Source organism: Actinophytocola sp. KF-1, assembly GCF_054661535.1.
Genome location: NZ_BAAFVK010000002.1, coordinates 517,895 through 542,359, shown reverse-complemented (window position 1 = coordinate 542,359; position 24,465 = coordinate 517,895). Strand labels below are relative to the sequence as shown.

Annotated in this window: 26 protein-coding genes; 17 read left to right on the top strand and 9 right to left on the bottom strand. The window is 72.2% G+C overall.

All coding sequences use genetic code 11. From position 1 onward, the window contains the following. Positions 1–74: 74 nt before the first annotated feature. From ACYQ77_RS08350 to ACYQ77_RS08325, 6 genes are all read left to right on the top strand, one after another. A complete protein-coding gene (locus tag ACYQ77_RS08350) occupies positions 75–2,204 on the top strand; it encodes a DUF5682 family protein (RefSeq protein ID WP_459709081.1) in 2,130 nt (709 codons plus the stop codon). Then, a complete protein-coding gene (locus ACYQ77_RS08345; protein ID WP_459709080.1) occupies positions 2,201–3,355 on the top strand; it encodes a VWA domain-containing protein in 1,155 nt (384 codons plus the stop codon). Before ACYQ77_RS08350 ends, ACYQ77_RS08345 begins: the two co-directional genes overlap by 4 nt. Positions 3,356–3,394: 39 nt before the next feature. Further along, positions 3,395–3,781 (top strand): VOC family protein, encoded by a 387-nt coding sequence (locus ACYQ77_RS08340; protein ID WP_459709078.1) that lies wholly within the window; start codon positions 3,395–3,397, stop codon positions 3,779–3,781. Between the two features lie 487 nt (positions 3,782–4,268). Further along, positions 4,269–5,090 (top strand): AraC family transcriptional regulator, encoded by an 822-nt coding sequence (locus ACYQ77_RS08335; protein ID WP_459709755.1) that lies wholly within the window; start codon positions 4,269–4,271, stop codon positions 5,088–5,090. Positions 5,091–5,157: 67 nt separating this feature from the next. Continuing rightward, positions 5,158–5,739 carry a dihydrofolate reductase family protein gene (locus ACYQ77_RS08330; RefSeq protein ID WP_459709076.1) on the top strand — a complete coding sequence of 194 codons (582 nt, stop codon included), beginning with the start codon at positions 5,158–5,160 and terminating at the stop codon, positions 5,737–5,739. A 129-nt stretch (positions 5,740–5,868) separates the two neighbouring features. Then, positions 5,869–8,001 (top strand): hypothetical protein, encoded by a 2,133-nt coding sequence (locus ACYQ77_RS08325; RefSeq protein ID WP_459709075.1) that lies wholly within the window; start codon positions 5,869–5,871, stop codon positions 7,999–8,001. Here the strand turns inward: ACYQ77_RS08325 and ACYQ77_RS08320 are convergent. From ACYQ77_RS08320 to ACYQ77_RS08305, 4 genes are all read right to left on the bottom strand, one after another. Next, the gene (locus tag ACYQ77_RS08320) at positions 7,989–9,065 is read right to left on the bottom strand and encodes an MFS transporter (protein ID WP_459709073.1); all 1,077 of its coding nucleotides are present in this window, start codon (positions 9,063–9,065) and stop codon (positions 7,989–7,991) included. The genes ACYQ77_RS08325 and ACYQ77_RS08320 overlap by 13 nt on opposite strands. A 49-nt stretch (positions 9,066–9,114) precedes the next feature. Beyond that, positions 9,115–10,194: a carboxylate-amine ligase gene (locus tag ACYQ77_RS08315; protein ID WP_459709071.1), complete on the bottom strand. Its 1,080-nt coding sequence runs from the start codon at positions 10,192–10,194 to the stop codon at positions 9,115–9,117. Positions 10,195–10,325: 131 nt separating this feature from the next. Beyond that, positions 10,326–10,874: an LPXTG cell wall anchor domain-containing protein gene (locus ACYQ77_RS08310; RefSeq protein ID WP_459709069.1), complete on the bottom strand. Its 549-nt coding sequence runs from the start codon at positions 10,872–10,874 to the stop codon at positions 10,326–10,328. A gap of 295 nt (positions 10,875–11,169) precedes the next feature. Further along, positions 11,170–11,604 carry a MarR family winged helix-turn-helix transcriptional regulator gene (locus ACYQ77_RS08305; protein ID WP_459709067.1) on the bottom strand — a complete coding sequence of 145 codons (435 nt, stop codon included), beginning with the start codon at positions 11,602–11,604 and terminating at the stop codon, positions 11,170–11,172. A gap of 49 nt (positions 11,605–11,653) precedes the next feature. Here ACYQ77_RS08305 and ACYQ77_RS08300 point away from each other — a divergent pair, with 49 nt between their 5' ends. After that, positions 11,654–11,977, top strand: coding sequence for a hypothetical protein (locus ACYQ77_RS08300; protein WP_459709065.1), 324 nt, complete (start codon positions 11,654–11,656; stop codon positions 11,975–11,977). Positions 11,978–12,086: 109 nt separating this feature from the next. Further along, positions 12,087–13,028, top strand: coding sequence for an esterase/lipase family protein (locus ACYQ77_RS08295; protein ID WP_459709063.1), 942 nt, complete (start codon positions 12,087–12,089; stop codon positions 13,026–13,028). Here the strand turns inward: ACYQ77_RS08295 and ACYQ77_RS08290 are convergent. Next, positions 13,025–13,933, bottom strand: a complete 909-nt coding sequence (locus ACYQ77_RS08290) for a D-2-hydroxyacid dehydrogenase family protein (protein ID WP_459709753.1) — start codon at positions 13,931–13,933, stop codon at positions 13,025–13,027. The genes ACYQ77_RS08295 and ACYQ77_RS08290 overlap by 4 nt on opposite strands. A 137-nt stretch (positions 13,934–14,070) precedes the next feature. Between ACYQ77_RS08290 and ACYQ77_RS08285 the strand changes: the two genes are divergently transcribed. Next, positions 14,071–14,655: a cysteine hydrolase family protein gene (locus tag ACYQ77_RS08285; protein ID WP_459709061.1), complete on the top strand. Its 585-nt coding sequence runs from the start codon at positions 14,071–14,073 to the stop codon at positions 14,653–14,655. Further along, positions 14,652–15,545 carry a GlxA family transcriptional regulator gene (locus ACYQ77_RS08280; RefSeq protein WP_459709058.1) on the top strand — a complete coding sequence of 298 codons (894 nt, stop codon included), beginning with the start codon at positions 14,652–14,654 and terminating at the stop codon, positions 15,543–15,545. The genes ACYQ77_RS08285 and ACYQ77_RS08280 overlap by 4 nt, the downstream gene beginning before the upstream one ends. A 639-nt stretch (positions 15,546–16,184) precedes the next feature. Here the strand turns inward: ACYQ77_RS08280 and ACYQ77_RS08275 are convergent. After that, positions 16,185–17,174 (bottom strand): aldo/keto reductase, encoded by a 990-nt coding sequence (locus ACYQ77_RS08275; RefSeq protein WP_459709055.1) that lies wholly within the window; start codon positions 17,172–17,174, stop codon positions 16,185–16,187. A 72-nt stretch (positions 17,175–17,246) separates the two neighbouring features. On the opposite strand from ACYQ77_RS08275, the gene ACYQ77_RS08270 reads away from it, so the two are divergent. Genes ACYQ77_RS08270 through ACYQ77_RS08255 form a run of 4 tightly spaced genes read left to right on the top strand, consistent with a single transcriptional unit; the run spans position 17,247 to position 20,258 of the window. After that, positions 17,247–17,780, top strand: coding sequence for a GNAT family N-acetyltransferase (locus tag ACYQ77_RS08270; RefSeq protein ID WP_459709052.1), 534 nt, complete (start codon positions 17,247–17,249; stop codon positions 17,778–17,780). Next, on the top strand, positions 17,777–18,823 hold the full coding sequence (locus ACYQ77_RS08265) for an amidohydrolase family protein (RefSeq protein WP_459709050.1): 1,047 nt from the start codon (positions 17,777–17,779) through the stop codon (positions 18,821–18,823). Before ACYQ77_RS08270 ends, ACYQ77_RS08265 begins: the two co-directional genes overlap by 4 nt. A gap of 58 nt (positions 18,824–18,881) precedes the next feature. Continuing rightward, positions 18,882–19,817, top strand: coding sequence for a DUF6745 domain-containing protein (locus ACYQ77_RS08260; protein ID WP_459709047.1), 936 nt, complete (start codon positions 18,882–18,884; stop codon positions 19,815–19,817). Between the two features lie 12 nt (positions 19,818–19,829). Next, positions 19,830–20,258 (top strand): hypothetical protein, encoded by a 429-nt coding sequence (locus tag ACYQ77_RS08255; RefSeq protein WP_459709044.1) that lies wholly within the window; start codon positions 19,830–19,832, stop codon positions 20,256–20,258. 52 nt (positions 20,259–20,310) lie between these two features. Here the strand turns inward: ACYQ77_RS08255 and ACYQ77_RS08250 are convergent, their stop codons facing one another. The 3 genes from ACYQ77_RS08250 to ACYQ77_RS08240 all read right to left on the bottom strand — a co-directional run bounded on the left by ACYQ77_RS08250 (position 20,311) and on the right by ACYQ77_RS08240 (position 22,801). Next, on the bottom strand, positions 20,311–21,471 hold the full coding sequence (locus tag ACYQ77_RS08250) for an erythromycin esterase family protein (RefSeq protein ID WP_459709042.1): 1,161 nt from the start codon (positions 21,469–21,471) through the stop codon (positions 20,311–20,313). 79 nt (positions 21,472–21,550) lie between these two features. Continuing rightward, a complete protein-coding gene (locus ACYQ77_RS08245) occupies positions 21,551–22,114 on the bottom strand; it encodes a hypothetical protein (protein WP_459709040.1) in 564 nt (187 codons plus the stop codon). Between the two features lie 45 nt (positions 22,115–22,159). Further along, a complete protein-coding gene (locus tag ACYQ77_RS08240) occupies positions 22,160–22,801 on the bottom strand; it encodes a TetR/AcrR family transcriptional regulator (protein WP_459709037.1) in 642 nt (213 codons plus the stop codon). Positions 22,802–22,818: 17 nt separating this feature from the next. Between ACYQ77_RS08240 and ACYQ77_RS08235 the strand changes: the two genes are divergently transcribed. From ACYQ77_RS08235 to ACYQ77_RS08225, 3 genes are read left to right on the top strand one after another with little or no spacing between them, the layout of a single operon-like run. Further along, complete coding sequence (locus ACYQ77_RS08235; protein WP_459709034.1) at positions 22,819–23,565, top strand: SDR family NAD(P)-dependent oxidoreductase; 747 nt, start codon at positions 22,819–22,821, stop codon at positions 23,563–23,565. A 34-nt stretch (positions 23,566–23,599) separates the two neighbouring features. After that, entirely contained in the window at positions 23,600–24,223 is a 624-nt protein-coding gene (locus ACYQ77_RS08230; protein WP_459709032.1) for an RNA polymerase sigma factor, read from the top strand. Continuing rightward, positions 24,220–24,456, top strand: coding sequence for an anti-sigma factor family protein (locus ACYQ77_RS08225; protein WP_459709029.1), 237 nt, complete (start codon positions 24,220–24,222; stop codon positions 24,454–24,456). The genes ACYQ77_RS08230 and ACYQ77_RS08225 overlap by 4 nt, the downstream gene beginning before the upstream one ends. The last annotated feature ends 9 nt before the right edge of the window (positions 24,457–24,465 follow it).

Here is a 24,465-nt window from a genome sequence, read left to right as displayed (position 1 = left end):
TGACGCCACGCGGTAACGACGAACGGGTCCACGTACTCGGGATCCGCCACCACGGACCGGGTTCCGCCCGGGCCGTGGCGACCGTGCTCGCCGAGCTGAACCCGGAGATCGTGCTGATCGAGGGTCCGCCGGAGCTGGACGCGGTCGCACCACTCGCCGCGGCGGCGGGCATGAAGCCGCCGGTCGCCGGTCTGGTGTACGCGGTGGACGCGCCCGCGACGGCGTCCTTCTACCCGATGGCGGTGTTCTCGCCGGAGTGGGTCGCGCTGCGCTGGGCGCTGGCACACGACCGCGAGGTCCGCTTCCTCGACCTGCCCGCGAACGTGGCGCTGGTCCTGGAGGACGAGGACGACCCGGACGCCGAGCCGCCCATCGACCCGATCAGGACCCTCGCCACGGCGGCCGGTTTCGACGACGCGGAACGCTGGTGGGAGGACGCGGTCGAGCTGCGCTACCACGGTCTCGACGTGTTCCACGCGGTCCTGGACGCCATGCGCACGCTGCGCGAGGGCCACGTCCCCGACCTGCGCACCCGCCGCCGCGAAGCCGCGATGCGCCGGGTGCTGCGGGTGGCGCTGCGCAGCGAGGCGGAACGGATCGCGGTCGTGTGCGGGGCGTGGCACGCGCCGGTGCTCGTGCCGTCCGCGTTCCCGACACAGGCCGCCGACAGCCAGCTCCTGAAGGGCCTGCGCACCACGAAGGTCGCGGCGACGTGGGTGCCGTGGACGTCGACGCGGCTCGCCAGGATGAGCGGCTACGGCGCGGGCATCGAGTCGCCCGGCTGGTACCACCACCTGTTCACCGCACCGGACGAGGTCGTCGCCCGCTGGCTGGTGCGGGTCGCGCACCTGCTGCGGCGCGAGCAGCACGACGTGTCGTCGGCAGCCGTCATCGAAGCGGTCCGCCTCGCCCACACCCTCGCGGCGCTGCGCAACCGCCCGCACCCCGGGCTGCCGGAGGTGCTGGAGTCGTGCCAGGCGGTGCTGTGCGGCGGCTCGGACGTCCCCATGCGGCTGGTCGCACGCAAGCTGCTCGTCGGCGACATCCTCGGCCGCGTCCCCCGCGAGACCCCGATGGTGCCGCTCGCGATGGACCTCGCCGCGACCCGCAAACGCTTGCGCCTCAAGCAGAGCGCGGCGGAGCAGCAGCTCGACCTCGACCTGCGCACCGAGACGAACCTGAACCGCAGCAAGCTGCTGCACCGGTTGCAGCTGCTCGACGTGCGGTGGGGCGAGCAGCTCGACACGTCCCGCAGCAAGGGCACGTTCCGCGAGTCGTGGGTGCTCGAGTGGACGCCGGAGCTGGAGGTCGCGCTGATCGAGGCGAGCGGCTACGGCACGACGATCGAGTCAGCGGCCACCGCCGTCGTGGCGGCCAGGACCGCGACCGCCGACATCGCCGAGCTCTCGGTGCTCGTCGAGACCACGATGACCGCGGACCTGCCCGACGCGCTGAGCGGTGTGCTCGCCGCGCTGGACGAACGCGCGGCCAGGCAACACGACACGACGCGGTTGATGGCGGCGGTCGAGCCGATGGCGCGGGTGCGCCGGTACGGCAACGTGCGCCGGGCCGACACCGAGGTGGTGCAGCGGGTGCTGAACGGCATCGTCACGCGCATCGCGATCGGGCTGCCCGCCGCGTGCACGGCGCTGGACGACGAGGCCGCGGCCGGGGTGCGGGAGCTGGTCGACGGTGTGCAGCGCGGCATCGGCCTACTGGACCAGCAGGAGCTGCGGGACGTCTGGTACAGCGCGCTGCGGTCGGTCGCGAACCGGCAGAGCGTGCCGGGGCTGATCGCGGGCCGGGCGGTGCGGTTGCTGCTGGACGCCGGCCTGGTCGACGTGCCGGACGCGGCCGCCCGGTTGTCGCGGCAGCTGTCCCTGGCGTCGGACGCGACGCAGGCGGCGGGCTGGCTGGAGGGTTTCCTGTCGGGCGAGGCGGCGCTGCTGGTGCACGAGCCGGAGCTGCTGGAGATCGTCGACGACTGGGCGACCGGCGTCGGCGCGGAGCTGTTCGACCACCTGCTCCCGTTGCTGCGCAGGACGTTCGCCGAGTTCACGGCGACGGAACGCCGCGACATCGGGCTGCGGATCCGCCGCATCGACCGCGGCGAGGGCGCGTCCGGCGTACGCGCCGACGACGGCTCGCTGGACCACGACCGCGCCGCACTGGTCGTGCCGAGGATCCTGGAGCTGCTCCGATGAGTGAACGCTTGCGCCGGTGGCGGATGATCCTGGGCGGTGACGACGCCGACGGCACCGGCACGTCGCTGTCCGGTGTGGACGCCAAACGGGACGCGACGCTGGAAGCCTTGTACGACAAGCAAGAAGACCGCCGGGGCGGCCTCGGGGCGTCGTCACCACGGGTGGCGCGGTGGCTGGGCGACATCCGCGGCTACTTCCCCAGCTCGGTCGTGCAGGTCATGCAACGCGACGCGATGGACCGCCTGGGCCTGCGGGAACTGCTGCTGGAACCGGAACTCCTCGAGTCCGTGCAACCGGACGTGCACCTGGTCGGCACACTGCTGTCGCTCAACAGAGCCATCCCGGAACGCTCCCGCGACACGGCGAGGGCGGTCGTGCGCAAGGTCGTCGACGACCTGGAGAAGCGCCTGGCGCAACCGACGAGGCAGGCGGTCAGCGGCGCCCTGCACCGGGCGAACCGCACCCACCGCCCGCGGCAGTCGGACATCGACTGGAACCGCACCATCCTCGCGAACCTCAAGCACTACCAGCCGGAGCAGCGGACCGTGGTGCCGGAGCGGCTGGTCGGCTACGGCCGCAGGCTGCCGAACGTGAGCAAGCAGATCGTGCTGTGCCTCGACCAGAGCGGCTCGATGGCCAGCTCTGTCGTGTACGCGAGCGTGTTCGGCGCGGTGCTGGCGTCGATCCGCTCGCTGCGGACGCAGATCATCGCGTTCGACACGGCGGTCGCGGACCTGACCGAGCAGCTGTCCGACCCGGTCGAGCTGCTGTTCGGCGTGCAGCTCGGCGGCGGCACGGACATCAACGCGGCGCTGGCGTACTGCCAGAGCCGCGTCGAGTCGCCGCGCGACACCGTGCTGGTGCTGATCAGCGACCTGTACGAGGGCGGCAACGAAGAGGAGATGCTGCAACGAGCGCAAGCGCTTGCGGCGGACGGTGTCCAGGTCGTGTGCCTGCTGGCACTGAGCGACGACGGCGCCCCCGCGTACGACCACGACAACGCGGCTGCCCTGGCGGCGATGGGCATCCCGGCGTTCGCGTGCACCCCGGACAAGTTCCCGGACCTGATGGCGGCGGCCATCCAGCACCAGGACATCGCCACGTGGGCGGCGTCGAACGACATCCCGGTGGCGGCCGCCGCCGAGGAGTGACGTCCGATTCGTTCAAGACGCCGCCGATAGCGTGAGCGCATGACACCGAAACTCGACATGATCGGCCTGGTGGTCGAGGACATGGCGGCGTCGCTGGCGTTCTACCGCCGCCTGGGCATGGACATCCCGGAGACCGAGGACTCGCACGTAGAGGTCACGCTGCCGAACGGCCTGCGCTTCGGCTGGGACACGGTGGCGGTGATCCGCTCGTTCATGCCGGAGTGGACCAAACCGGAAGGCGGCAACGCGGTGGGCATGGCCTTCGTGTGCGACAGCCCAGCGGAGGTCGACAAGCTACACGCGGACCTGGTCGCGGCCGGCTACCGCAGCCACAAGGACCCGTGGGACGCGTTCTGGGGACAGCGGTACGCATGCGTCCTGGACCCGGACGACAACGTGGTGGACCTGTTCGCCCCACTCGGCTAGCACCGCCGTTGTCCACAACCCGCCGAGTTATCCACAGCCGACGACAAATCCCGAGGATTGTCACCCCCCACTGGTAGACTGGCATGGCGGGTGGCCCCCGGGATCGGGTGGGGTTTCCGTACGTACTGGGGGCGGCGTTTTCGCAGGTCAGAGGGTTGCCGCGGTTCGGAGCGGCGCTGCCCTGGAAGAGGCTGTCGGGACATCGCGCGTCGTGAACGCCCTGCTTGGGGCGTTGAGCGTCCCGAACGACGCTGTCGACGCGTCGCGTGTGCGGTGCCGGGCGCCACCCGTGTGCGACGCCGAGCGCCACGCGCCCGGCCCGCGAAGCGGGCCTCACCCACAGAACGCCGCACCCAAGCCCTTACCGGCTGCGGCCGGCTACAACGGACGCAAACGCCCGCGGATCGGCGCAACACGGCCGCCCCATCCCGAGGTGCGCCGCGGGCGGAACGTCGGCGATGCTGTCGACGTGGAGTACGTGTCGAGAGTGCCGCGGCCGCCGCTGGACGGGCTGATCGACGACCTCTACTACCTGGAGGGCACGCCGCCGTACCCGCGGCTGACGCTGCCGCCGGCGCCGTCGGCGTTGCTCATCGTCAACCTCGGGCCGCCGTTCCGCCTCCGCGGCGGCACCGACATCGAGACGGCCGAGTACGCCGACGGCTGTGTGGTCACCATGCCCACCCGCGCGTGGGAGTTCAGCTATCCACCCGGGACCCGGTCCGTCGGCGCGCACGTCAAGCCGTGGGGGCTGGCGCCGTTCCTGCCGATGCCCGCTGCCGAGCTGTGTGACCGGCCGGTGACGGTCGAGCAGGTCTGGGGCCGGTCCGCGATCACTGAACTGCGAGAGCGGCTGGCCACAGCGGACGGACCGCACGCGATGCTGACGCTGCTCGAGCAGGAGCTGACGCGACGGCTGTGCGAGACCACGGGACTGGGGCTGGTCCGCCACACGAGCAGCGTCATCGCGGCGGCCGGCGGGACGGTGGCGATCGGCGACCTGAGCGTGGCGGCCGGTGTCAGCAGCACCCATCTGGCACAGCGGTTCAAGGAGCTCGTCGGCGTCACGCCGAAGCGGCTGGCCCGCGCCCACCGGTTCGCCGCGACCGTGTTGGCGATCGACCCCACCGGACCGGTCGACTGGGGCGAGCTCGCCGGTGGCGCGGGCTACTTCGACCAGGCCCACTTCGGTCACGAGTTCCGGGCGTTCACCGGGCTGACGCCGACCCGGTACGTCGAAGTCCGGCGCCGCTTCCTGCTCGAACACCCCGGCCACGTGCTGGACGGGTGGCCGCTGCCCGCCGATTGATTTCTTACAAGAGCGACGGCTCACGAAACACTACGTTCTGGGACACCCCCAAGCAGAGGAGAGTCCCGTGGGCAAGGTGGTCATGTACAGCTCGGTGTCGGTGGACGGGTTCATCGCGGACGAGAACGACCAGCCCGGACCGCTGTTCGAGTGGCTCACCAGCGGTGACGTCCCGTTGGACGAGAGCGGCGTCGTGACGGTGTCGCAGACGTCCTACGACTACACGCGCTCGTACTGGGACGAGATCGGGGCGACGATCGCCGGCCGCCACGTCTTCGACATGACGGACGGCTGGGACGGGCAGCCGCCGAGCGGGATCGACCACGTGGTCGTCGTGACGCACCGGCCGGCGCCCGAGGGCTGGGACCCCGAGGCGCCGTTCCACTTCGTCGACGGCGTCGAGGCGGCCGTGGCCAAGGCGCGGGAGCTCGCGGGTGACCGCACGGTCGAGGTCGCCGCCGGCGACGTCGGTGGGCAGGTGCTCGCCGCGGGTCTGGTCGACGAGGTGCGCATGGACGTCGTCCCCGTCGTGTTCGGGTCCGGCAAGCGCTTCTTCGGGTCGGTGCAGGCGCAGCACCTGCTGGACGACCCCGACGTGGTGCTCCAGGGCAACCGGGTGCTTCACCTGCGCTACCGGGTGCGCCGTTGACCGCGGGCACACTGTCCGGCCAGGACCCGTACGCCCGCTGCTCCCCGTTGTACCCGCAACCGTCTTCCCGGCACAGACGACGCGATCTACGCTCTTCTGTCGACGCTCTGACACACGAGGAGCCGCCGGATGAACCGACGACCGCTCACCGTGGCCGCACTCGCGGTCCTCGCCATGGCCGCCTCCGCGCGGGCAAGCGCCGAACCGGGTGTCGACCACGCGCACGTGCCCGCAGGTCTGCGGTTCCTCACCGCGCAGACGGGTGCGCCCGCCCTGTACGACGTGAGCGTCACCGGCGCCGACGGCAAGCGGGCCACCCGCCACGTGCTGTCCGCCGAGGACGGCACGCGGCAGTCGGTCGACGGCGGTGCCACGTGGTCGACGCTGGGCGCGAGCGTGGACGCGGTGTTCCGGCTGGCGAACGCGGCGGGTGACGTGGTCGCGATCGGCGGCGACGCCACGGCGTGCGGCGACAACTGCGTCAGTCTGCCCCGCACGACGCTGACCGCGGCGGGCTGGGCAGGTGCGGGCACCGCGACCGTCACGTTCGCCCAGCCCGTCACCTCGGCGCGGTTCGGCCGGGGCGTGGTGCTGCTCGGTGACGGGAAGACGGCGCTGGCACCCGTGCTCGGCCCGTACCCGGCGGTCGTGCGGAGCACGGACGGCGGTGTCACGTGGACCGAGGTGGCACAGCTCGCCACCGGCACGGGCTGGTCGGCGGTGAGCCTGTCCCCCACCGCCGACGGCGGGCTGATCGCCGCGCTGGGCAAGGACGAGAACCTGCGCGGCGCGGTCCCCGCGAACGTCGCGCTGTACACGGTGAAGGCGCCGGCGCAGACCGGCACGGGGTGGGCCGCGCCGGTGCGGGTGGCCGCGGACACCGGCACCGCGCCCTCGGTGACGCTGCTCGGCAACGGCGCGCTGGTGCTGGCGTCCGGCAGGCCGGACAACGTGCTGCGCTTCTCCTTCGACGGCAAGGGCACGGCGTGGACGTCACCCACGACCGTCTACCAGAACTACCCGACGACGGGCGCCGGTCTGGACGGCTGGTACACGGCACAGGACGGCACCGTCCGGCCGCTGCGGCACCTCGGTTCCAGCGGGACGGTCGGGGTCGCGCCGGTCGCGGGCAACCGGGTGCTGGTGACCGGCGACAACTGCGCGCCGGGCTGGGGCTGTCCCGCCGACGTCGGCGGTTACCAGGTCGACGGCGTGCCCGCGCTGTGGAAGTCGCCGGTGGAGGTCGACACCGACCAGTGGGGCAAGGCCGACCTGGAGACCATGTTCCAGCGCGGCGAACTGGCGGTCGTGAACTCCCCGCTGTCCTGCTACGGCGACGCGACGGCGTGCCGCCGGTCGCTCGCCGCGTACGCGTTCGACGGCGACCCGCGCGCGGATTCGAGTCTGGTGACCGGGAACCGGTCGGTCACGGTGCGGCTGCCGCGTGCCGTGCCGGTCACGGGACTGGGCCTGCACGTGTGGCTGCAGGGCGCCACCGACGTGCGGATCGAGACGTCGGTCGACGGGACGACGTGGACCACCCCGGCCCGCGGCGCCCGCGACGGCGTCCTGCGTCCGTTCACCAGGCCGGTCACCGCGCGGTACCTGCGGATCAGCGACCCGAACCCGATCACGGACCCCTCCGCCGCGTTCCTGCACGAGGTCGAGCTGTACACGGCCGCGGTGACCTTCGAGCACGACTACCCCGGCCAGCCGCCGCGTGGCAACGGCTGGGTCAGCACCAGCACCCTCGCGACCGTGGTGAACCAGACGTCGGTGCCGTCGGCGGACCGGGTCTCCTCCCGGTTCCTGCGCATCAAGGACGACACGACCACCCAGATCGGCCGGGCGCGGTGGACGCACACCGACACGGCCACGGTGACCGCCGAGTTCCGCTTCCGCGGCTACGGGACGACCAACAAGGGCCTGCTGTTCTCGCTGAAGGGCAAGAACGACACGGCGTCGGCCACTCCGTACGGGTTCTGGCTGAGCGGCGCGGGCATGCTCCACTGGGCGAACTACAGCCAGAGCTCGCCGTGGGGCACGCCGCTGAACTCGACGGCCGTCAACGTGAACACGTGGCACACCGTCAAGCTGGTGGCCACGATGAGCCAGGTGCAGGTGTACCTGGACGGCGCACTCGTCGCCACCAAGCCGAAGTCGCAGGCCGCGACCACCATCAACGGCATCGAGATCGGGTCCAGCGGCACCGCGACCACCGGCGACGACTGGCTGGTCGACGACGTCGCCTACACGTCCTGACGCTGCCGGGTCCTGAGCCGCATCGCGGCGACCAGGCCGGCGCAGCCTGCCATCGGCACGACGACGAACAGCGGCAGCGCGAGCGGTGACGTGGCCTGCAGCCCGTACCCGATCACGGTGGGCACGGTCGCGTTGCCGAGCATCGCGACGGTCAGGACGGCCGCGTTGACCCGCCGCGGGTTCGGCAGCGTGCGGGCGATCCACGTCAGCGTGGCCGGGAAGATCGGGCCCGCGAACGCGCCGAGCAGCAGGAACCCGACCGGTGCGCTGACGGAGAACGCGATCACCGAGAGGCCGGCGCCGCACGCGAGCAGCGCGGTGGTGACGATCCGCTGCGGCGCCCAGTCCCGGGCGACGACGGGCGCGAGCAGGCGGCCACCGGCCAGCCCGAGCCAGAACAGGGACGTCAGCGCCGCGGCGGTGTCCGCGCCGTAGCCGTGGGCACGCAGGTGCGTCGCCTCCCAGCTGGACAGTCCGGTCTCGATGCCCGCGTAGCAGAACAGGAACGCGCAGAACAGGAACAGCAGCACGTTCGGGCGCAGGCGTTCCTTCTCGGTCACCGGCTCGGCCGCGGGCACGGACAGCGGCAGCGACAGGACCACCCCGACCGCGAGCACGGCGAACAGGAGGCCGCCGTGCGTCAGGCCGATCAGCGTGGGACCGGCCGCCGCGCCGAGGCCGTACACGCCGTTGACGAGGTTGACGTGGGTGATGCCCTTCGCCGCCATCACCGTGTTGACCAGCAGCACCAGCCCGCCGAACCCGAGCCCCGCCACGGACACCGCGAGGAGCGGCACGGGCCACCCGGCGGGCAGGGCGAGCGTCCCGAGGCCGGCGACGAGCAGCACCGCGGAGACGACGTAGAGCGGTCCGCGCGCCCACCGGTCGTTCAGCACGCCGCCCACGGCGGTGCTCACCAGCGAGCCGCCGAAGAAGCCGGTGACGAGCAGGCCCGCGGTCGCGGGTGCGAGGTCCTCGCGGTCGCGCAGCAACGGGATCAGCGGTCCCAGGGTGGCCTGGAACAACCCGAGCAGGCCGAACAGGACCGCACACCGAACGACCACCCGGGCTCCCTCCCACGCGCGCCACGGCCGACGATACGTGGCGGTGTGCTCAGGCGGGCCCGGGTGTGACCACCAAGGCGTCCACGACGTCGGTCAGCTCGTTCCTGACCGCGTACGCCGCCCGCTGCCGGGCCGCGCCCGTGCCGTGCTCACGCAGCCGCGCGATCCCGGCCTTGACGAACTCGAGGTCGCCGCCCAGCACCGGCGCCACGTACTCGACCAGGTCGTCCACATGCGACTGCGACGGCCCGAGCTCGCCGGTGACGGGGTGCAGCGTGGCGCCGGTCAGCCCCTCCCGGGACGCACGCCACAGGTTCGCGCGCAGCACCGCCTGCGGCAGCCGCGGCGGCGGGTTCTCCGCGTCGAGGGCGCGGGCGACCAGACCGCGGATCAGGGTGGCGAGCAGGGCGGCGTCCTCCGGCGTCGCGGCGACGTCGGCGACCCGGAACTCGATCGTGGGCTGGTGCTCGGAGAGCCGCACGTCCCAGTAGATCGTCGCGCGGTCCATGAGCGCACCGGCCCTGAGCATCGCGTCCACCGTGGACTCGTACTCGTCGAGACCGGAGAACGCGGGCGGCGGGCCGGCCGACGGCCACCGCGACCACTCCTGGTAGCGCCAGCTCGCGTAGCCGGTGTCGGCCCCGTTGAACGGCGAGTTGACGGTGAGGGCGAGCAGCACCGGCAGCCACGGCCGCACCTGGTTGCTCACCGCGACACCGGTCTCCCGGTCGGGGATGCCGACGTGGACGTGGCACCCGCACGTGGCCAGCGACCTGGCGGTCGCGCCGAACCACTCCGCCATCCGCAGGTACCTGGGCTTCGGCGTGATCTCCTGCGCACCGGTCTCCGGCACGACCGGGCACGCGCTCGGCAGCACGCGCAGCCCCCGGGCGGCGGCCGCGTTCGCCAGCTCGCCCCGCAGGCCGGTCAGCTGCGCGAGCACCTCGTCCGGTGACTGGCAGACATCCGACACGGCCTCGACCTGACAGCGCTTCAGCTCCGGCTCCACCTCGCCGTGCGCCTCGTCCGCCGCGTCCACGACCTCCGGCCCGAACCGTGAAAGCCTGCCGTCCGCGCGGACCAGCAGGAATTCCTCCTCGACGCCCATGGTGAGCTCTTCAGCTGTCACGGCCGGTACATACCCGGACGTCCGGTCCGGCAAACGCGGAGGGCGGGCCCGCCGATGCGGACCCGCCCTCTCACGCGGCTCAGAAATCTTCAGTGGCTCATGGGTGGCTCATGTGGCTCAAAAGGTCTTGCTCAGGCCTTGCTGCGGCGACGCACGAAGAACATCGCACCGACGCCACCGACGATCAGCGCACCGGCGATGCCCAGCGGGAGCGCGATGCTCGCACCGGTCTCGGCCAGCACCTCTTCCTGCTCGGTCGTCGTGGTGGTCGGCGGGGTGGTCGGGGCGGGCGGGGCCTCCGAGGACGACGGCACCGGGGTCTCGGTGGTGGTCTCCACCGGCGGGGTGGTCTCCGACGTCGGCGGGGTCGTCTGCTCGACGCAGGCCTCGACCTTGTGCTCCTGGGTGAAGGTCCAGCCCTTCTTGCCCTCGGGGTCGTCGCCCGCCTTCACGTCGATCGTGAACACGTGCTCCACGTCGCCGGGAACCTCGAACTGCTCCTGGTAGTTCGAGTCGAACTCGCCCTCGTGGAGGACGGTTTCCCCGTCGGTGATCTTGACGGTGTTGGTTTCCCGCTGGTTGTAGGCGGTCAGGTCGACCGTCAGGGTCGTGGTGTCGCCCTCGCACTCGGCGTGGGATCTGTTCGTGTGCGCACCGGCGATGCCGGCGAAGCCGATCATGCCGGCAGAGACGGTCGTGAGAACGACACCGAGAGCCACGCCGTACCGGCGGCGCGGGGTGGAGTTGAGTGCCAAGGATGCCTCCGGCTGCTACGTAAGGCGAACGGGGGAAGTCGGTAACCCCCGAACTACCGAGAGTCGCCGACCGTAAATAGGTGCGTAGGTTATCCACCCTTCCGAGTGACGTTTCACCGGGTCCCTCTTCTGGTAGGCCCACAGAGCCACTACTCCGTTCGCCCGTTCGCACACTCAGCCACCCGGCCGCATGACATCCGTTCGCGACACCACCACCGACTCACGCCCGCAACGCCGCGGCGAGCTTTCGAACCACCTCCCTGGCGGCCAGCAACTCGTCCGCGGTGACACCCGCCCGCGCGAGCACGTCGGCGCGGTTGTCCCGCGACCGCGCGAACAACTCGTCGACCACGGCCCGCCCCTCCCCGGTCAACCGCAGCAACGGCGACCGCGCGTGGTCCGGGTTGTCCACCGCCTCCAGCAACCCGGCATCGACCAGATCCCCCACGACCCGCTGCACGCTCTGCGGCGCCAGCCCCAACCGCCGTGCCGCGGACGGCACCGTCCGCGGACCGTCCGACACGACACTCAGCACGTGCCACCGCGCCGCGGTCTGCCCCAGCGACCGGGCCAGCTCCTCACTGGTCCGCCGGGACAGCCCGGCCAGCTCGTACACGTCCGCGATCAACAGCCGGTAGGCCTCGACACCACGCATAATGACAGCATACTGTTAAATCAACAGTACGCTGTCATGAGGAGAGCATGTGATCATCAGAGCCTGGAACGGCTGGACCACCCCCGAGCACGCGCAGGCCTACGAGGACCTGCTGAACGGCACGATCGCCCCGGGCATCATCGCCCGCGACATCCCCGGGCTGCGTGACCTGGCCGTGCTGCGCCGCGTCGAGCACGAGACGGACGCGGGCGGCCACTTCCTGACGCTGATGACCTTCGACAACTGGTCCGCGGTCGAGGAGTTCGCGGGCAAGAACGCCACCGCGTCCGTCGTCCCGCCCGCCGCCCGGGCACTGCTCAGTCACCACGACGAGCACTCACAGCACTTCGAACTGCTGCGCCGCCACCGGTGACGTGCACGCCATCACCGGCGGACAGTTCCCGTCACCCGGATTTGTGCCGGGATGACAACCTTCGCGTGTTCCCCTTCCCGGCACCGGTGGGAGCACTCATCATCGGACCATGACGCACCGTCGCGTACTGTCCACAGTGGCCTTGACCATGGCGGTCACCGCCACGACGTTCGCGGGCGGCACCTCGACCGCCGCCGCCGCACCGGGTCCCGAACTGCACAGCTTCGTCGCGGCGTTCGGCCACTCGATCACCCACCCCGACCTCGACCCGCCCGGCGCCAACGACTGGACGTGCCGCCCCGGCGCGAAGCACCCGCGGCCGGTCGTGCTCGTCCACGGCACCTGGGAGAACCGGTACAACAACTTCGCGCAGCTCTCCCCCGCGCTCAAGCGCGACGGCTACTGCGTGTTCGCCCTGAACTACGGCGACACCGACGACAACCTGCTGAGCCAGCCCGAGTTCATCAAGGGCAACGGCGACATCCGCACCTCGGCGAGGGAGCTGGCCGCGTTCGTCGACCGGGTGCTCGCGGCGACCGGCACCGCGAAGGTCGACATCGTCGGCCACTCGCAGGGCGGCATGATGCCGCGCCAGTACCTGAAGTTCGAGGGCGGCGCGGGCAAGGTCGCGACCCTCGTGTCGCTCGGCGCCACCCACCACGGCACCACGCTGTCGGGCATCGGCACGTTCGTGCGGAAGCTCGGGCTGCTGGGGTTCACGCCGCCGATCCTGGGCAGGGCAGCCGAGCAGCAGGTGGCCGGCTCCGAGTTCCTGACCGCGCTCAACGCGGGCGGCGACACCGTGCCCGGTGTGTCCTACGTGGTCATCGCGACCCGCTACGACGAGGTGACGACGCCGTACCAGTCGACGTTCCTGACCGCGGGCCCCGGCGCGACCGTCAAGAACATCACCCTGCAGGACGGGTGCCCGATCGACCTGTCCGACCACCTGTCGATGACGTACTCGTGGCGGGCCGTCGGCTACGTGCGCCGGGCACTCGACCCGGCCGCGCCGCCCGCGCCGTGCCTGCCGAACGCACCCGTCGTCTAGGAGAGCACCCGGATCGGTGCGCCCGCGAGGAACGCCTCGATGTCCTCGACCGTGTCCCGGAAGTACTCCGCGTAGTTCTCGCGGGTCACGTACCCGAGGTGCGGGGTGGCGAGCAGGTTCGGCAGGCCGCGGAACGGATCGTCGGCCGGCACTGGCTCCGTGGTGAACACGTCCAGCGCCGCGCCGGCGATCCGGTTGGTGCGCAACGCGGCCAGCAGCGCGTCCTGGTCCACAATGGCCGCGCGGGACGTGTTCACGAAGTACGCGCCCGGCTTCATGTGCGCGAGCGCGTCGGCGTCGACGAGACCGCGGGTGCGGTCGCTCAGCACGACGTGCACCGACACGACGTCGCTCGCGGCCATCAGCTCCGGCAGCGACCCGGCGAGCGCCACCCCGGCCGCCGACGCGCGCTCCTCGGTCAGGTTCTGGCTCCACGCCAGCACGTCCATGCCGAACGCCTGCGCGACCGTCGCCATCCGCGAGCCGATCTGCCCGAGCCCGATCAGGCCGAGCGTGGCACCGGTGAGGTTGGTGCCGAGGGTGCTCTGCCACGGTCCGCCCGCGTGGAACGCGGCGTTCTCGATGGCGACGTTCCGCACCAGCCCGAGGATCAGCGCCCACGTCAGCTCCACGGTCGACGCCTTGCTGCTGCCCGTGCCGCACACGGTCACCCCGGCACGCGCGGCCGCGGCGAGGTCCACCGACGCGTTGCGCATCCCGGACGTGACGAGCAGCCGCAGCCGGGGCAGCCGCTCGATGAGCGACGCGGGGAACGGCGTGCGCTCCCGCATGATCACGACGATGTCGAAGTCCGCGAGCGCGGCGGCCACCGCGTCCTCGCCGTCGAGGTGCTCGCGGAAGACGGTCACGTCGACGCGGCCCGCGAGCCGGTCCCAGCCGGCCATCGACAGCACGACACCCTGGTAGTCGTCCAGCACCGCACAGCGAAGCGTCACCGGGCGAGTATCGCTGACCAGATCGTTCCGCACCCTGGCGGGATGGTGCCTTCCGGGCCAACCGCGGGCCGACGAGCCTGTGACGCATGAGCAGAGCACTGATCGTGATCGACGTCCAGGAGTCCTTCCGGCAGCGGGCCGCGGCGTGGCGGACCACGAACAACCCGGACATCACCGACGACGTGAACACCCTGGTCCGCGCGGCCCGCGCCGACGGCGACCTGGTCGTGTGGGTGCTGCACAGCGAGCCGGGCACGGGCGGGGTGTTCGACCCGGTCAACGGCCACGTCCACCTGATGCCGGAGCTGGACTACCGCGACGACGAGCCGCTGCTGGTCAAGACGTCGATCAACGCGTTCACCACCACGAACCTCGCGCAGCTCCTGACGCAGCGCGGCGTGCGTGAGCTGCGCGTGTGCGGCATCCGCGCCGAACAGTGCGTGGAGACGACGACCCGCGTCGGCTACGACCTCGGCTACGGGATGACGTACGTGGTGGACGCGGTCGCGTCGTTCGCGACCGCGTCGCCGGAGGCGCCGGACGACCTGGCGGACCCGCGCGCGAAGCAGGCGCAGGAGATCGTCGACCACGCGGCGTTCATCCTGGCGACGCGGGGCTTCGCGACGGTGGCGACGGTGGCCGAGCTGGCGGGTACGCTGACCGGATCGTGACCAAGGCAGTCTTCGTCCTCGCGCCGGGCGTGCACCTGCTGGACCTGGCGGGCCCGGCGCAGGTGTTCCACAACGACCTCCTCGGCTATGAGCTGCACTGGCTGGCCGAGGAGGCGGAGGTGGCGACCGCGCAGGGCCTGCCGGTCCGCGCGTCGACGACGTGGCCGGAACTGTCGGCGGACGACCTGGTGGTGGTGCCGGGCTGGCGGTCGCCGACCCTCGCGTCGACGTTCGCGCTGCGCCGCCCGACCCTCGACCGGCTGGCAGCACACCACGCGGCGGGCGGCATGGTGGTGAGCGTGTGCGCGGGCGCGGACGCACTGGGCCGGGCAGGCCTCCTCGACGGCAGACGGTGCACGACCCACCACGACGTCCAGGACGAACTGGCGACCCGCTACCCGAAGGCGACCGTGGTGCGCGACGTGCTGTACGTGGTCGACGACCGGGTGGCGACGTCGGCGGGCATCGCCAGCGGCATCGACCTGGCACTGCACCTGGTGGCGACCCGCCACGGCCCGGCGACAGCCGCGAAGGTCGCACGGTCGATGGTGGTGTACGCCCGCCGCAACGGCGACGAACACCAGACGAGCGCGATGCTGCGCCACCGATCCCACGTGGACGACACCGTCCACCGGGTCCAGGACCTGATCGACGCGCGCTTCACCAGGCAACTACCCCTGACCGACCTGGCCGACGCGGCGGGCGTCAGCCCGAGAACGGTGACCCGCCTCTTCGGCCGAGCGACGGGCCTCACCCCACTGCGCTACCAGCACCTGCTACGCCTGGAACGAGCAGAACACCTGATCAGCCACGGCGCGACGGTCGAGTCGGCGGCACGAGCAGTCGGCTTCGTCGACGCCCGCATGCTCCGCCGCCTCCGCGCCCGCTGACTTGAGCCCCAGGGCAAAATCCCCGAGTTGTCCACAGGCAAGATCGACAACCCCGGATCTGTCGGTGGGTACCGGTAGACTGGCATGGCGGGTGGCCCCCGGGATCGGGTGGGGGTCGCCATCACGCGCGCGAGCGGTGTGAGCCGACCACGGCATGCCGGGCGCGCAGCGCCCCGCCCCGGCACGCCGATCCGGCATGAGGCCCGGCACGCCTGCGCGGCATACCGGGCGCGCAGCGCCCGAACCCCGCGAAGCGGGCGAAGCCCCATCACCCACTGAGGGTGTGCCTGCCATCCCGTCGACCTGGCGAAGCCCGATCACACCGTGTCAAGGGGGCCCGAAGCCCAAAGCACCACGCACCCAAGCCGCCGGGCCCCCTTGACGCGGTGTGATAGCCCCGCGGGAGGTCGACGGGATGGCAGGCACCACCACGGACACCAGTCCCTGCCAACCCAACCCCGTACCCAACCCGCCACCATCCCGGAGACCAGCCCGTCCGGCGAGGACCCCCGGAGGAAAAACCCAGGCAAGGCAAACCGACAAGCCCAGGAAAGGCCCCAACCGGGAATGAGGGGCGACGTTCGCAAAGGCTTGTCTCGGTCTGGCAGGCCGCGAAGCTCCGGCGAAAACCCGAAGACGTCAGTGCTCGCTGTCCAGATGAGCCATCAGGGGCTCCGCGTAGCGAGCACCAGACGCGGCCCCTTCCGGCACCGCCGCCTCGATGGCCGCCACATCCTCGTCGGACAGCACCAGCTCCAGCGCCCCCAACGACTCCGCCAACCGCTCCCGGGTGCGCGCCCCGACGAGCGGCACGACGTCCTCCCCCCGGGCGGCGACCCACGCGATCGCCACCTGCGCGACCGTCGCCCCGCGCGCGTCCGCGACCGTCCGCAGCGCCTCCACCAACGCCAGGTTCTGCTCGACGTTCCCGGCCTGGAACCTCGGGCTGAACCCGCGGAAATCCCCCGGTGCGAGCGAGCGCGCCGCGCTCCAGTGCCCGCTCAGCAACCCGCGTGACAGCACCCCGTACGCGGTGATGCCGATCCCCAGCTCGCGGGCCGCGGGCAGGATCTCCGCCTCGATGCCCCTGGACAGCAGCGAGTACTCGATCTGCAGGTCGGTGATCGGGTGCACGGCCGCCGCGCGGCGCAGCGTTTCGGCGCCCACCTCCGACAGGCCGATGTGCCGGATGTGGCCCGCCTCGACGAGTTCCGCGAGGGCGCCGACCGTGTCCTCGATCGGCACGGCGGGGTCGAGGCGGGCGGGGCGGTAGACGTCGATGTGGTCGGTGCCGAGCCTGCGCAGGCTGTACGCCACGAAGTTCTTGATCGCGACGGGCCGGTTGTCGTTGCCCGCCCAGCCGCCGTCCGGGTCGCGCAGCGCACCGAACTTGACGCTGATCACCACGCGGTCGCGGTCGATGCCGCGCAGGGCGTCGCGGAGCAGGAGCTCGTTGTGGCCCATGCCGTAGAAGTCGCCGGTGTCGAGAAGTGTGATTCCGGCCTCCACCGCGGCGTGGATCGTCGCCACGGATTCCTTGTCGTCGGCCGGACCGTAGAGGTCCGACATGCCCATCAGGCCCAGGCCGACGCGGGACACGGCGGGGCCGGTGCTGCCGAGGGTGGTCATGATGCTCCTTCCATCGCTAACACTTCTACGTTAGCACCGCTACCACCGTCGTGCGTGAGTAGTCTCGGAACCATGAGCGATGAGCTGACCACCGAGCGGCTCGTGGTGCGCGAGTGGCGGCTCGACGACGCCGCCGCGGCGCTCGCGATCTACGGCACGGACAAGGTCATCCGCTGGCTGACGCCGGCGATGGGGGAGGTCGCCGACGAGGCGGCCATGAGCGCGGTGCTGCAGGCCTGGATCGAGGCGCAGCAGAACATGCCCAACCCGCGCGGCCGGTGGGCGATCGAGCGCCGCGCGGACGGCGAGGTCATCGGCGGCCTCGGCATCCGGCTGCTGCCACCGTACAAAGAGGACCTCGAGCTGAGCTGGCAGCTGCGCCCGGACGCCTGGGGGCACGGCTACGCCGCTGAGGCCGGCCGCGCCCTCGCCGCCTGGGCGTTCACCCAGGAGATCGACGAGCTGTTCGCGGTCGCCCGGCCCGCCAACACCCGCGCCATCGGCACCGCGAAGCGGATCGGCATGTCGTGGGTCGGGGAGACGGACAAGTACTACAACCTGCGCCTGCAGGTGTTCCGCATCCGGCCGAGCGACATCGCCGAATGAGCGCACCGGTCCGCGTGCGGGGCTTCGCGCTGCCGCACGGCGAGCCGGTCGACCTGTTCGCCGACGGGGACCGCTGGACCACCGACCCCGTGCCGAACGCCGAGCTGGTCGCCGAGGGCTGGCTCCTGCCAGGACTCGTCGACGCCCACACCCACCCCGGCGCCGCCGCGCCCGGTGACCCGCTCGACCACGACCTGCTGCGCGAGCACCTGCACCAGCACGTCGACGCGGGCGTCACCGCGATCCGCTCCCCCGGGCTCGCCGACGACCCGCCCGGCTGGTTCGGCACCGACCCGGACGTGCCGAGGGCGTGGCACGCCGGGCCGTGGCTCGCGCAGGCCGGGCAGTTCTTCGACGGCTGGGGCCGCCGGCCGGGCCATGCCGACCTGCCCGCGGTCGCCGCGGCGCAGGCCGGGCGCACCGGCTGGGCCAAGATCATCGGCGACTGGCTGGTCGACGACGACGTCATCCCGCTCGACGTGCTCGAGGCCGTCGTCGCGGCCGTGCACGGCGTGGGTGGGCGGGTCGCCATGCATTCGCAGCAGGCGGCGGGCGGCGCGGTCGCGATCGCCGCCGGGGTCGACTCGCTGGAGCACGGCATGTGCCTGGATCCCGGGCTGCTCAACGACATGGCGGCCCGCGGCACCGTGCTCACACCGACGCTGTGGACCTTGCAGAAGTCGCTGCCCGAGGTGCGCGAGCGCGCGGACAGCCCGCGGAAACGGTGGTACGTCGAGGGTGCGAGCGCGCACCCGGGTCTCGTCGCCGCGGCGGCGGAGGCCGGGGTGCGCGTGCTCGCGGGCACGGATTCCTTGCCCCACGGGCGGATCGTCGACGAGGTGCGTGCGCTCGCCGCCGCCGGCATGCGGCCGCACGACGCGCTCGCCGCCGCGTCTTGGTCGGCGCGCGAGTACCTCGGGCTGCCCGGGCTCGAGCCGGGGGCGCCCGCGGACGCGGTCGTGTACGAGCAGGACCCGCGCACCGACCTCGACCGGCTGGCCGCGCCGGCCGCGGTGATCCTCCGGGGACGCCGCGTCCGTTGACAGGCTGTGCGACCATGGTCCACATGTCTCACGGAAAGGGCGTGCACGCCCACCGCGCATGAGCGCCGACGCGTGGCTCGACCACGCGCTGTGCACCGATCCCGCTGACCGTCCCGCCGCGGAAGCGGCCATCACCCGGCTCTACGCCGAGCTGAACACCCCACCACCCGAGTTCGTCTGGGCCGGGTCCCCCGCGGCCGCCGCGAAGGTGGTGCCGCCGTCACCACCGCTGTTCTCCGACGGGCCGCGACCGTTCGAGTCCCGCATGGCCACGCTGGTCTCCGACCTGCGCGCACGGCTGCCACGCGACCCCGGGTACCTGGGCATCGGTCGCGTGACCGCCATGATCCGCGCCGCGGTCGGCGTGCCGCTCGGCCTGCACTGGCGCGGACAGCACGACATCCATTGGGTGGCAAGGGTTTTCGAGCCGAGCCCGTGGGTGACGCTCGCCCGCTCGTGCGGCTGGTGGTGGCCCCGGGAGAAGGTCTGCGTGGTCGCGGAACGGCCGACCGTGCTGCGCACCGAACTCGGCGACGACGTCGAGGAGCGCTTGCACGCCGACGACGGTCCCGCGGTCCGCTATCCCGACGGGTTCACCGTCCACGCCTGGCACGGCACGCGGGTGCCGTCGTGGGTGATCGACGACCCGTCGGTGGCGCGCATCGCCGCCGAGACCAACGTGGAGGTGCGCCGCTGCGCGATCGAGCGGATCGGGTGGGCCGCGTTCGTCGAGCAGGCCGCGCTGCGGCTCGTCGGCAGCGCGCGCGACCCCGGCAACCCGGGCGCCGAGCTGCGGCTCTACGACCTGCCCGACGTGCTCTGGGGCAGCCCGGCCCGGCTGCTGCTCGCGACCAACGGCTCGGTCGAGCGGGACGGGACCCGCCGGAAGTACGGACTGCGCGTGCCCGCGTGGTTCGACGACCCGCTCGACGCCGCCGGGTGGACCTACGGGCTCACCGGCGCCCAGTACAGCCGGCTCCTCCGCCGAACCTGACAGATGATGACCATGAAGCTCGCAGAACTGCTCGACGTGTCCGAACTCGACGTCCTCGACCACCTGGCACGGGAGATCACCGTCCCCGTCGTCGACGGTCCGCAGGCACAGGGCGACCTGATCGTGCTGCCGCTGGACATGGTGCGCGTGGTGACGCTCGCCTCGTGGGGGCGGTGGCGGTCCGTCCCGTGGCACGGGGTGGAACTGGTGCGCGGCGTCGCGGGCAACAACCCGCACACGCTGGTGGCCGCCGACGGCACGTGCCAGTGGACACCCGGGGTCCACGACCCGCTCGGCCTTGCCGTGGGGATGTTCGACAACACCGCGCCCGTGTACCTGATCCACCCCGAGCACGGCGGCACCGGAGTGGCACCCGGCCGGTGGGTGGTGCGGCGCCAGCAGGAGTCCGGCAGGCGCCGCCGCGGGCTGGTCGCCGACTGACCGGGCTGTGGACAACGCGCGGTCACCCGCCCGGACCTGTCGGTGCTCCCCGTTACGCTGGTGATCGGGGGGCCGTGGCCCGCGCCACGTCCCCCTCGGTGACGTGCAGGACCGCGTCGGCCGCGTCGAGGATCTCCTGGTCGAGCGGGAAGTAGCCCTGTGGCGGGGTCGTGTCCGTGCGCACGCGCGCGGGCGCGACCTCGCCGGGCGCCACCAGACCCCACCCGTCGACGCGGCGTTGCAGAGCGGCCTCGTAGGTGCCCTCCTCCGGCTCCCCCAGGTCGATGGCGGCGCTGCGGCCCAGGCTGCCGGCGACGAACGTGTACCGCTCGCCGGCCAGCGCCGCCACGATCGCGCCTGCGCTGAACCACACGATGTCCATGGGCCCGAAGGACATGTGGCTCCGGTTCCGCTGCAGGTGGCGGTTCTGCGAGAACACCAGCGTCGGACCCCGCCCGCCCTCGAACTCCCTGATGTCGAGGAGGTTCTGCGCCATGATGACGTCGCGGACCGCGCACATGCGGGACACCCGGGTGGCCTCCTCGACGCGTTCCGTCGCCTGCTTGTGGTACCGCAGCAGGCCGATGCCCGCGGTGAGGTGGATCCTGGCGCGGTACCACGCGGCACGGGAGGTCGTCGCCATCAGTTCCGGCGCACGGGCATGGAGCACGGTCAGCATGTCGTCGGCGAGCACGCGCAACCGGTCGGCGTCGGCCGTGGCACCGACCGACATGGTCGCGTCCATGACGGCTTCCGTGCGGCTCCACCGGACGTCGTCGCCCGCGGGGGTCGCGATGTCGACGTCGAGCCCGAGGTAGTCGCGGGCGTGTTCGAGGTAGCGGCGGGGGCTGGGGGCGCTCATGGTCTCGGTGGGGGCGTCGAAGCCGTGGAAGGCGAGCCGCTCGGCGGGTGGGCGGGTCTTGTTGTACTCCCGCATCCAGGCCACCAGCTGCCGGTTGGCGTCCAGCGTGCCGAAGGTGTGCGAGAACCCGTCACGCATCACGTTCTCGATGCTGCCCGTGCCCTCGCGGACGAAGTCGTCGACGGCGAGCGCGGCCACCCGGTCGGTCTCGAGGGCGATCGACCGGAAGCCGTGCTCGGCCAGCTCGGCGAACAGCTCGTTGCGGATCCGGCCGAACGCCGGTTCCAGGTGGGTCGGCTCGCCGTAGGCGAGCAGGTCGGTCGACGCGGTGAGGAAATCGCGGAGGTCCATGAGCTTCAACCGTATCGTTGAACCTCCATGTTGAGACTTGCTCGCGGCGGCGGCTCGGAACCTCCGTGGAAGCCTCAACTCACGGGTGACGGCTGGTGCCGCGGGTCAGCGCCCGGAACCACGCGTGCCAGCCGGGCAGCAGCGTGCGCGCCGCCCTGAACACCGCGCGGTTGCCCGCGGTGTCGAGGGACTCGAACCACAGCATCGACCTGGCGGCCGCGCGGAGGTCGCCGTCCCGGGCCGCGGCCAGGTACGCGGCCGTGCGCACGCGCCGCTCGTCGGTGCGGGCCGGCGGGTCCGCGGGCCGCAGCTCGCGGAACCAGTCCCGGTTCCCGGAGATCGCGAAGAAGTAGGTGAGGCGCAGCGTGGGGTCGTGGCCGCCGTAGAGGGCGACGCTGCCGACGGTCTCGCGGTACCGGCGGGCCACCGCGTCCACCACGCCCGGGTTGGCGCGGGCCATGTCGGCGAGCGCGATCGCGGCGGTGATCGACAGCTCGCCGAGGAGGTCGTTCTTCAGCGACTCCACCAGCTCGGCGACCGCGGCCGGGTGCCGGGGGAAGCGGGCCAGCGCCGCGATCCCGTGCAGCCGCACGGTTTCGTCCTCGTCCACCAGTGCGCGCGCGAGCCGCGCCACCTCGTCCATGCGGTCAGCAGAACAGGCGCGTGCCGGGACCGGTCCTGTCCGCGGTCAGCCCGCCGCGGCGCGGTGCAGCCACTCGCGCAGCAAGGTCCGCTCCCCCGCGGTGAAGCCGCCCGGTTCGACGTCGAGCGCGGCGAGGAACCCCACGGCCATCGCGGCCAGGCCACCGGCCGGCTGTGTCTGCGCGGCGTCGGTGACGACGGCGCCGATCAGCGTGTCCCGCAGTTGCTCCGACCACGCCGTGTCCTGGTCGCCCGCGAGCAGGCCGAGCGTGGCGCCGACGTTCGCCGCGACCAGTTGGCGTGCCGCCACCTCCGGGGCCGTGCGGAGCCTGCCCTGGCGGGCGATCTCGTTGAGGAGCCCGGTGAGCAGCTTCTCGGCGACCGGCATGAGCGTGCTCGTCAGCGCGTAGTGGTTCGGGTTCGCCACGCCGAACCGGACGTGGTGGTCCCAGCTCGCGCGGAGCGCCGTCACCGGGTCGCCGTCCGCGGTCACCGCGCGCATGTGCTCGGTGAACCCGGTCTCGACGACCGCGGCGAGCAGGCCCTGCTTGTTGCCGAAGTAGTGGTACAGCGTCGGCGCCTGCACGCCCGCGCGTTCGCAGATGGCCCGCGTCGACACGTCGGGTGACTCCGTCAGCAGCTCACCCGCCGCCACCAGCAGCCGGTCCCGCGTCGGTGCGTCCGTCATGGGGCCAAGATAGCCGTATGGCACGCATTCTGATCACGGGTTCGTCCGGCGGTCTCGGGTTGATGGCCGGGCAGCTGCTGCTCGACGAGGGCCACGACGTGGTCCTGCACGCCCGCACGAAGGACCGCGACCCGGGCATCGCCGACGTCGTGGTCGGGGACTTCAGCAGGATGGCAGAGGTCGCGGCGGTCGCCGAGCAGGCCGCGGGGTTCGGCCCGTTCGACGCGGTCATCCACAACGTCGCGCTCGGCTACCAGGAGCCGCGGCGCGTCGTCACCGAGGACGGGTTCGCGCACGTGTTCGCGGTGAACGTGCTCGCGCCGTACCTGCTGACCGCGCTGATGGCGCGGCCGAAACGGCTGGTGTACCTCAGTTCCGGCATGCACCTGGGCGTGTCCCCGGACCTGGGCGACCTGAACTGGGAACGCCGCCGCTGGAACGGTTCGCAGGCGTACGCGGAGTCGAAGTTCTGGGACGTCGTGCTGGCGTTCGGCCTCGCGCGGCGGTGGCCGGACGTGCCGGTGAACGCGGTCGACCCCGGCTGGGTGGCGACGCGGATGGGCGGGCGCGGCGCGCCGGACGACCTGTCGCAGGGCCACGTCACCCAGGTCCGGCTGGCGCTGGGCGAGATCGGGGGCACCGGCGGCTACTACCACCACCGGGAGCCGTCCCGCACGAACCCCGCGGTGCACGACACCGACCTGCAGGATTCCTTCCTGGCGCGGTGCGCGGAACTGACGGGCCGGGAACTGTCGGTGGTGTAGTGCAGAGTGTCAGCCATGGATCCGGTGCCCGGTCGTGGCTGACCTACCTGACGACACCGTGCTCGTCGCGGGGCTGCGCGACGGGGACGACGCCTGCTTCGCGCTCGTGCTGGACGCGTGGTCGCCCGGCATGCTGCGGGTGGCGCGCGCGTTCGTGTCCACACCGGACTCCGCGGCGGACGTGGTGCAGGACGCGTGGCTGGCCGTCATCGAGGGGGTCGACCGCTTCGCAGGACGGTCGTCGCTGAAGACGTGGGTGTACCGGATCCTCGTGAACACCGCGAAACGGCGTGGCAGGCGGGAAAGCCGCGTCGTGCCGTGGAGCAGTGTGGCGCCGGACGCCGGGCCGACGGTCGACCCCGCCCTCTTCCAGGGCGCGGGTGAGCCGTTCCCCGGGCACTGGCGGGCGGACCCGGCGCCGTGGCCGGAGCAGCACGCGCTCGCGGCCGAGGCGGGCGCGTTCCTGGCGGGCGTGGTGGCGCGGCTGCCCGAGCGGCAGCGGGTCGTGCTCGTGTTGCGGGACGTCGAGGGCCACGACAGTGCCGAGGTGTGTTCGATACTGGACATCACGGCGGCGAACCAGCGCGTGCTGCTGCACCGGGCGCGCGCGTTCGTGCGCGCCGAGCTGGCCACGTACTACGCGGAGGTGACCGGGTGAACTGCGACGAGCTGGTGGAGCTGGTCACCGCCTACCTGGACGGCGCGCTGCCGCCGGAGGACGAGCGGCGGGTCACCGAGCACCTGGCCGGGTGCGACGGCTGCGCCACGTACGTGGCGCAGTTCCGCACCACGGTCGACGCGCTCGGGCACCTGCCGGAGGAACAGGTGGCGGCCCTGCCCGAAGGCGCGCGGGCGTCGCTGCTCGCCGCGTTCCGGCGCAAGCGCGTGTAACGCCCGGGC

Bases quoted from the DNA above. Each gene is read 5' to 3' on its own strand.
- ACYQ77_RS08345 (WP_459709080.1), top strand. From the start codon at position 2,201: ATGAGTGAACGCTTGCGCCGGTGGCGGATGATCCTGGGCGGTGACGAC.
- ACYQ77_RS08340 (WP_459709078.1), top strand. From the start codon at position 3,395: ATGACACCGAAACTCGACATGATCGGCCTGGTGGTCGAGGACATGGCG.
- ACYQ77_RS08325 (WP_459709075.1), top strand. From the start codon at position 5,869: ATGAACCGACGACCGCTCACCGTGGCCGCACTCGCGGTCCTCGCCATG.
- ACYQ77_RS08310 (WP_459709069.1), bottom strand. From the start codon at position 10,874: ATGATCGGCTTCGCCGGCATCGCCGGTGCGCACACGAACAGATCCCAC.
- ACYQ77_RS08305 (WP_459709067.1), bottom strand. From the start codon at position 11,604: ATGCGTGGTGTCGAGGCCTACCGGCTGTTGATCGCGGACGTGTACGAG.
- ACYQ77_RS08295 (WP_459709063.1), top strand. From the start codon at position 12,087: ATGACGCACCGTCGCGTACTGTCCACAGTGGCCTTGACCATGGCGGTC.
- ACYQ77_RS08290 (WP_459709753.1), bottom strand. From the start codon at position 13,933: ATGGCCGGCTGGGACCGGCTCGCGGGCCGCGTCGACGTGACCGTCTTC.
- ACYQ77_RS08285 (WP_459709061.1), top strand. From the start codon at position 14,071: ATGAGCAGAGCACTGATCGTGATCGACGTCCAGGAGTCCTTCCGGCAG.
- ACYQ77_RS08275 (WP_459709055.1), bottom strand. From the start codon at position 17,174: ATGACCACCCTCGGCAGCACCGGCCCCGCCGTGTCCCGCGTCGGCCTG.
- ACYQ77_RS08270 (WP_459709052.1), top strand. From the start codon at position 17,247: ATGAGCGATGAGCTGACCACCGAGCGGCTCGTGGTGCGCGAGTGGCGG.
- ACYQ77_RS08265 (WP_459709050.1), top strand. From the start codon at position 17,777: ATGAGCGCACCGGTCCGCGTGCGGGGCTTCGCGCTGCCGCACGGCGAG.
- ACYQ77_RS08260 (WP_459709047.1), top strand. From the start codon at position 18,882: ATGAGCGCCGACGCGTGGCTCGACCACGCGCTGTGCACCGATCCCGCT.
- ACYQ77_RS08255 (WP_459709044.1), top strand. From the start codon at position 19,830: ATGAAGCTCGCAGAACTGCTCGACGTGTCCGAACTCGACGTCCTCGAC.
- ACYQ77_RS08250 (WP_459709042.1), bottom strand. From the start codon at position 21,471: ATGGACCTCCGCGATTTCCTCACCGCGTCGACCGACCTGCTCGCCTAC.
- ACYQ77_RS08245 (WP_459709040.1), bottom strand. From the start codon at position 22,114: ATGGACGAGGTGGCGCGGCTCGCGCGCGCACTGGTGGACGAGGACGAA.
- ACYQ77_RS08240 (WP_459709037.1), bottom strand. From the start codon at position 22,801: ATGACGGACGCACCGACGCGGGACCGGCTGCTGGTGGCGGCGGGTGAG.
- ACYQ77_RS08235 (WP_459709034.1), top strand. From the start codon at position 22,819: ATGGCACGCATTCTGATCACGGGTTCGTCCGGCGGTCTCGGGTTGATG.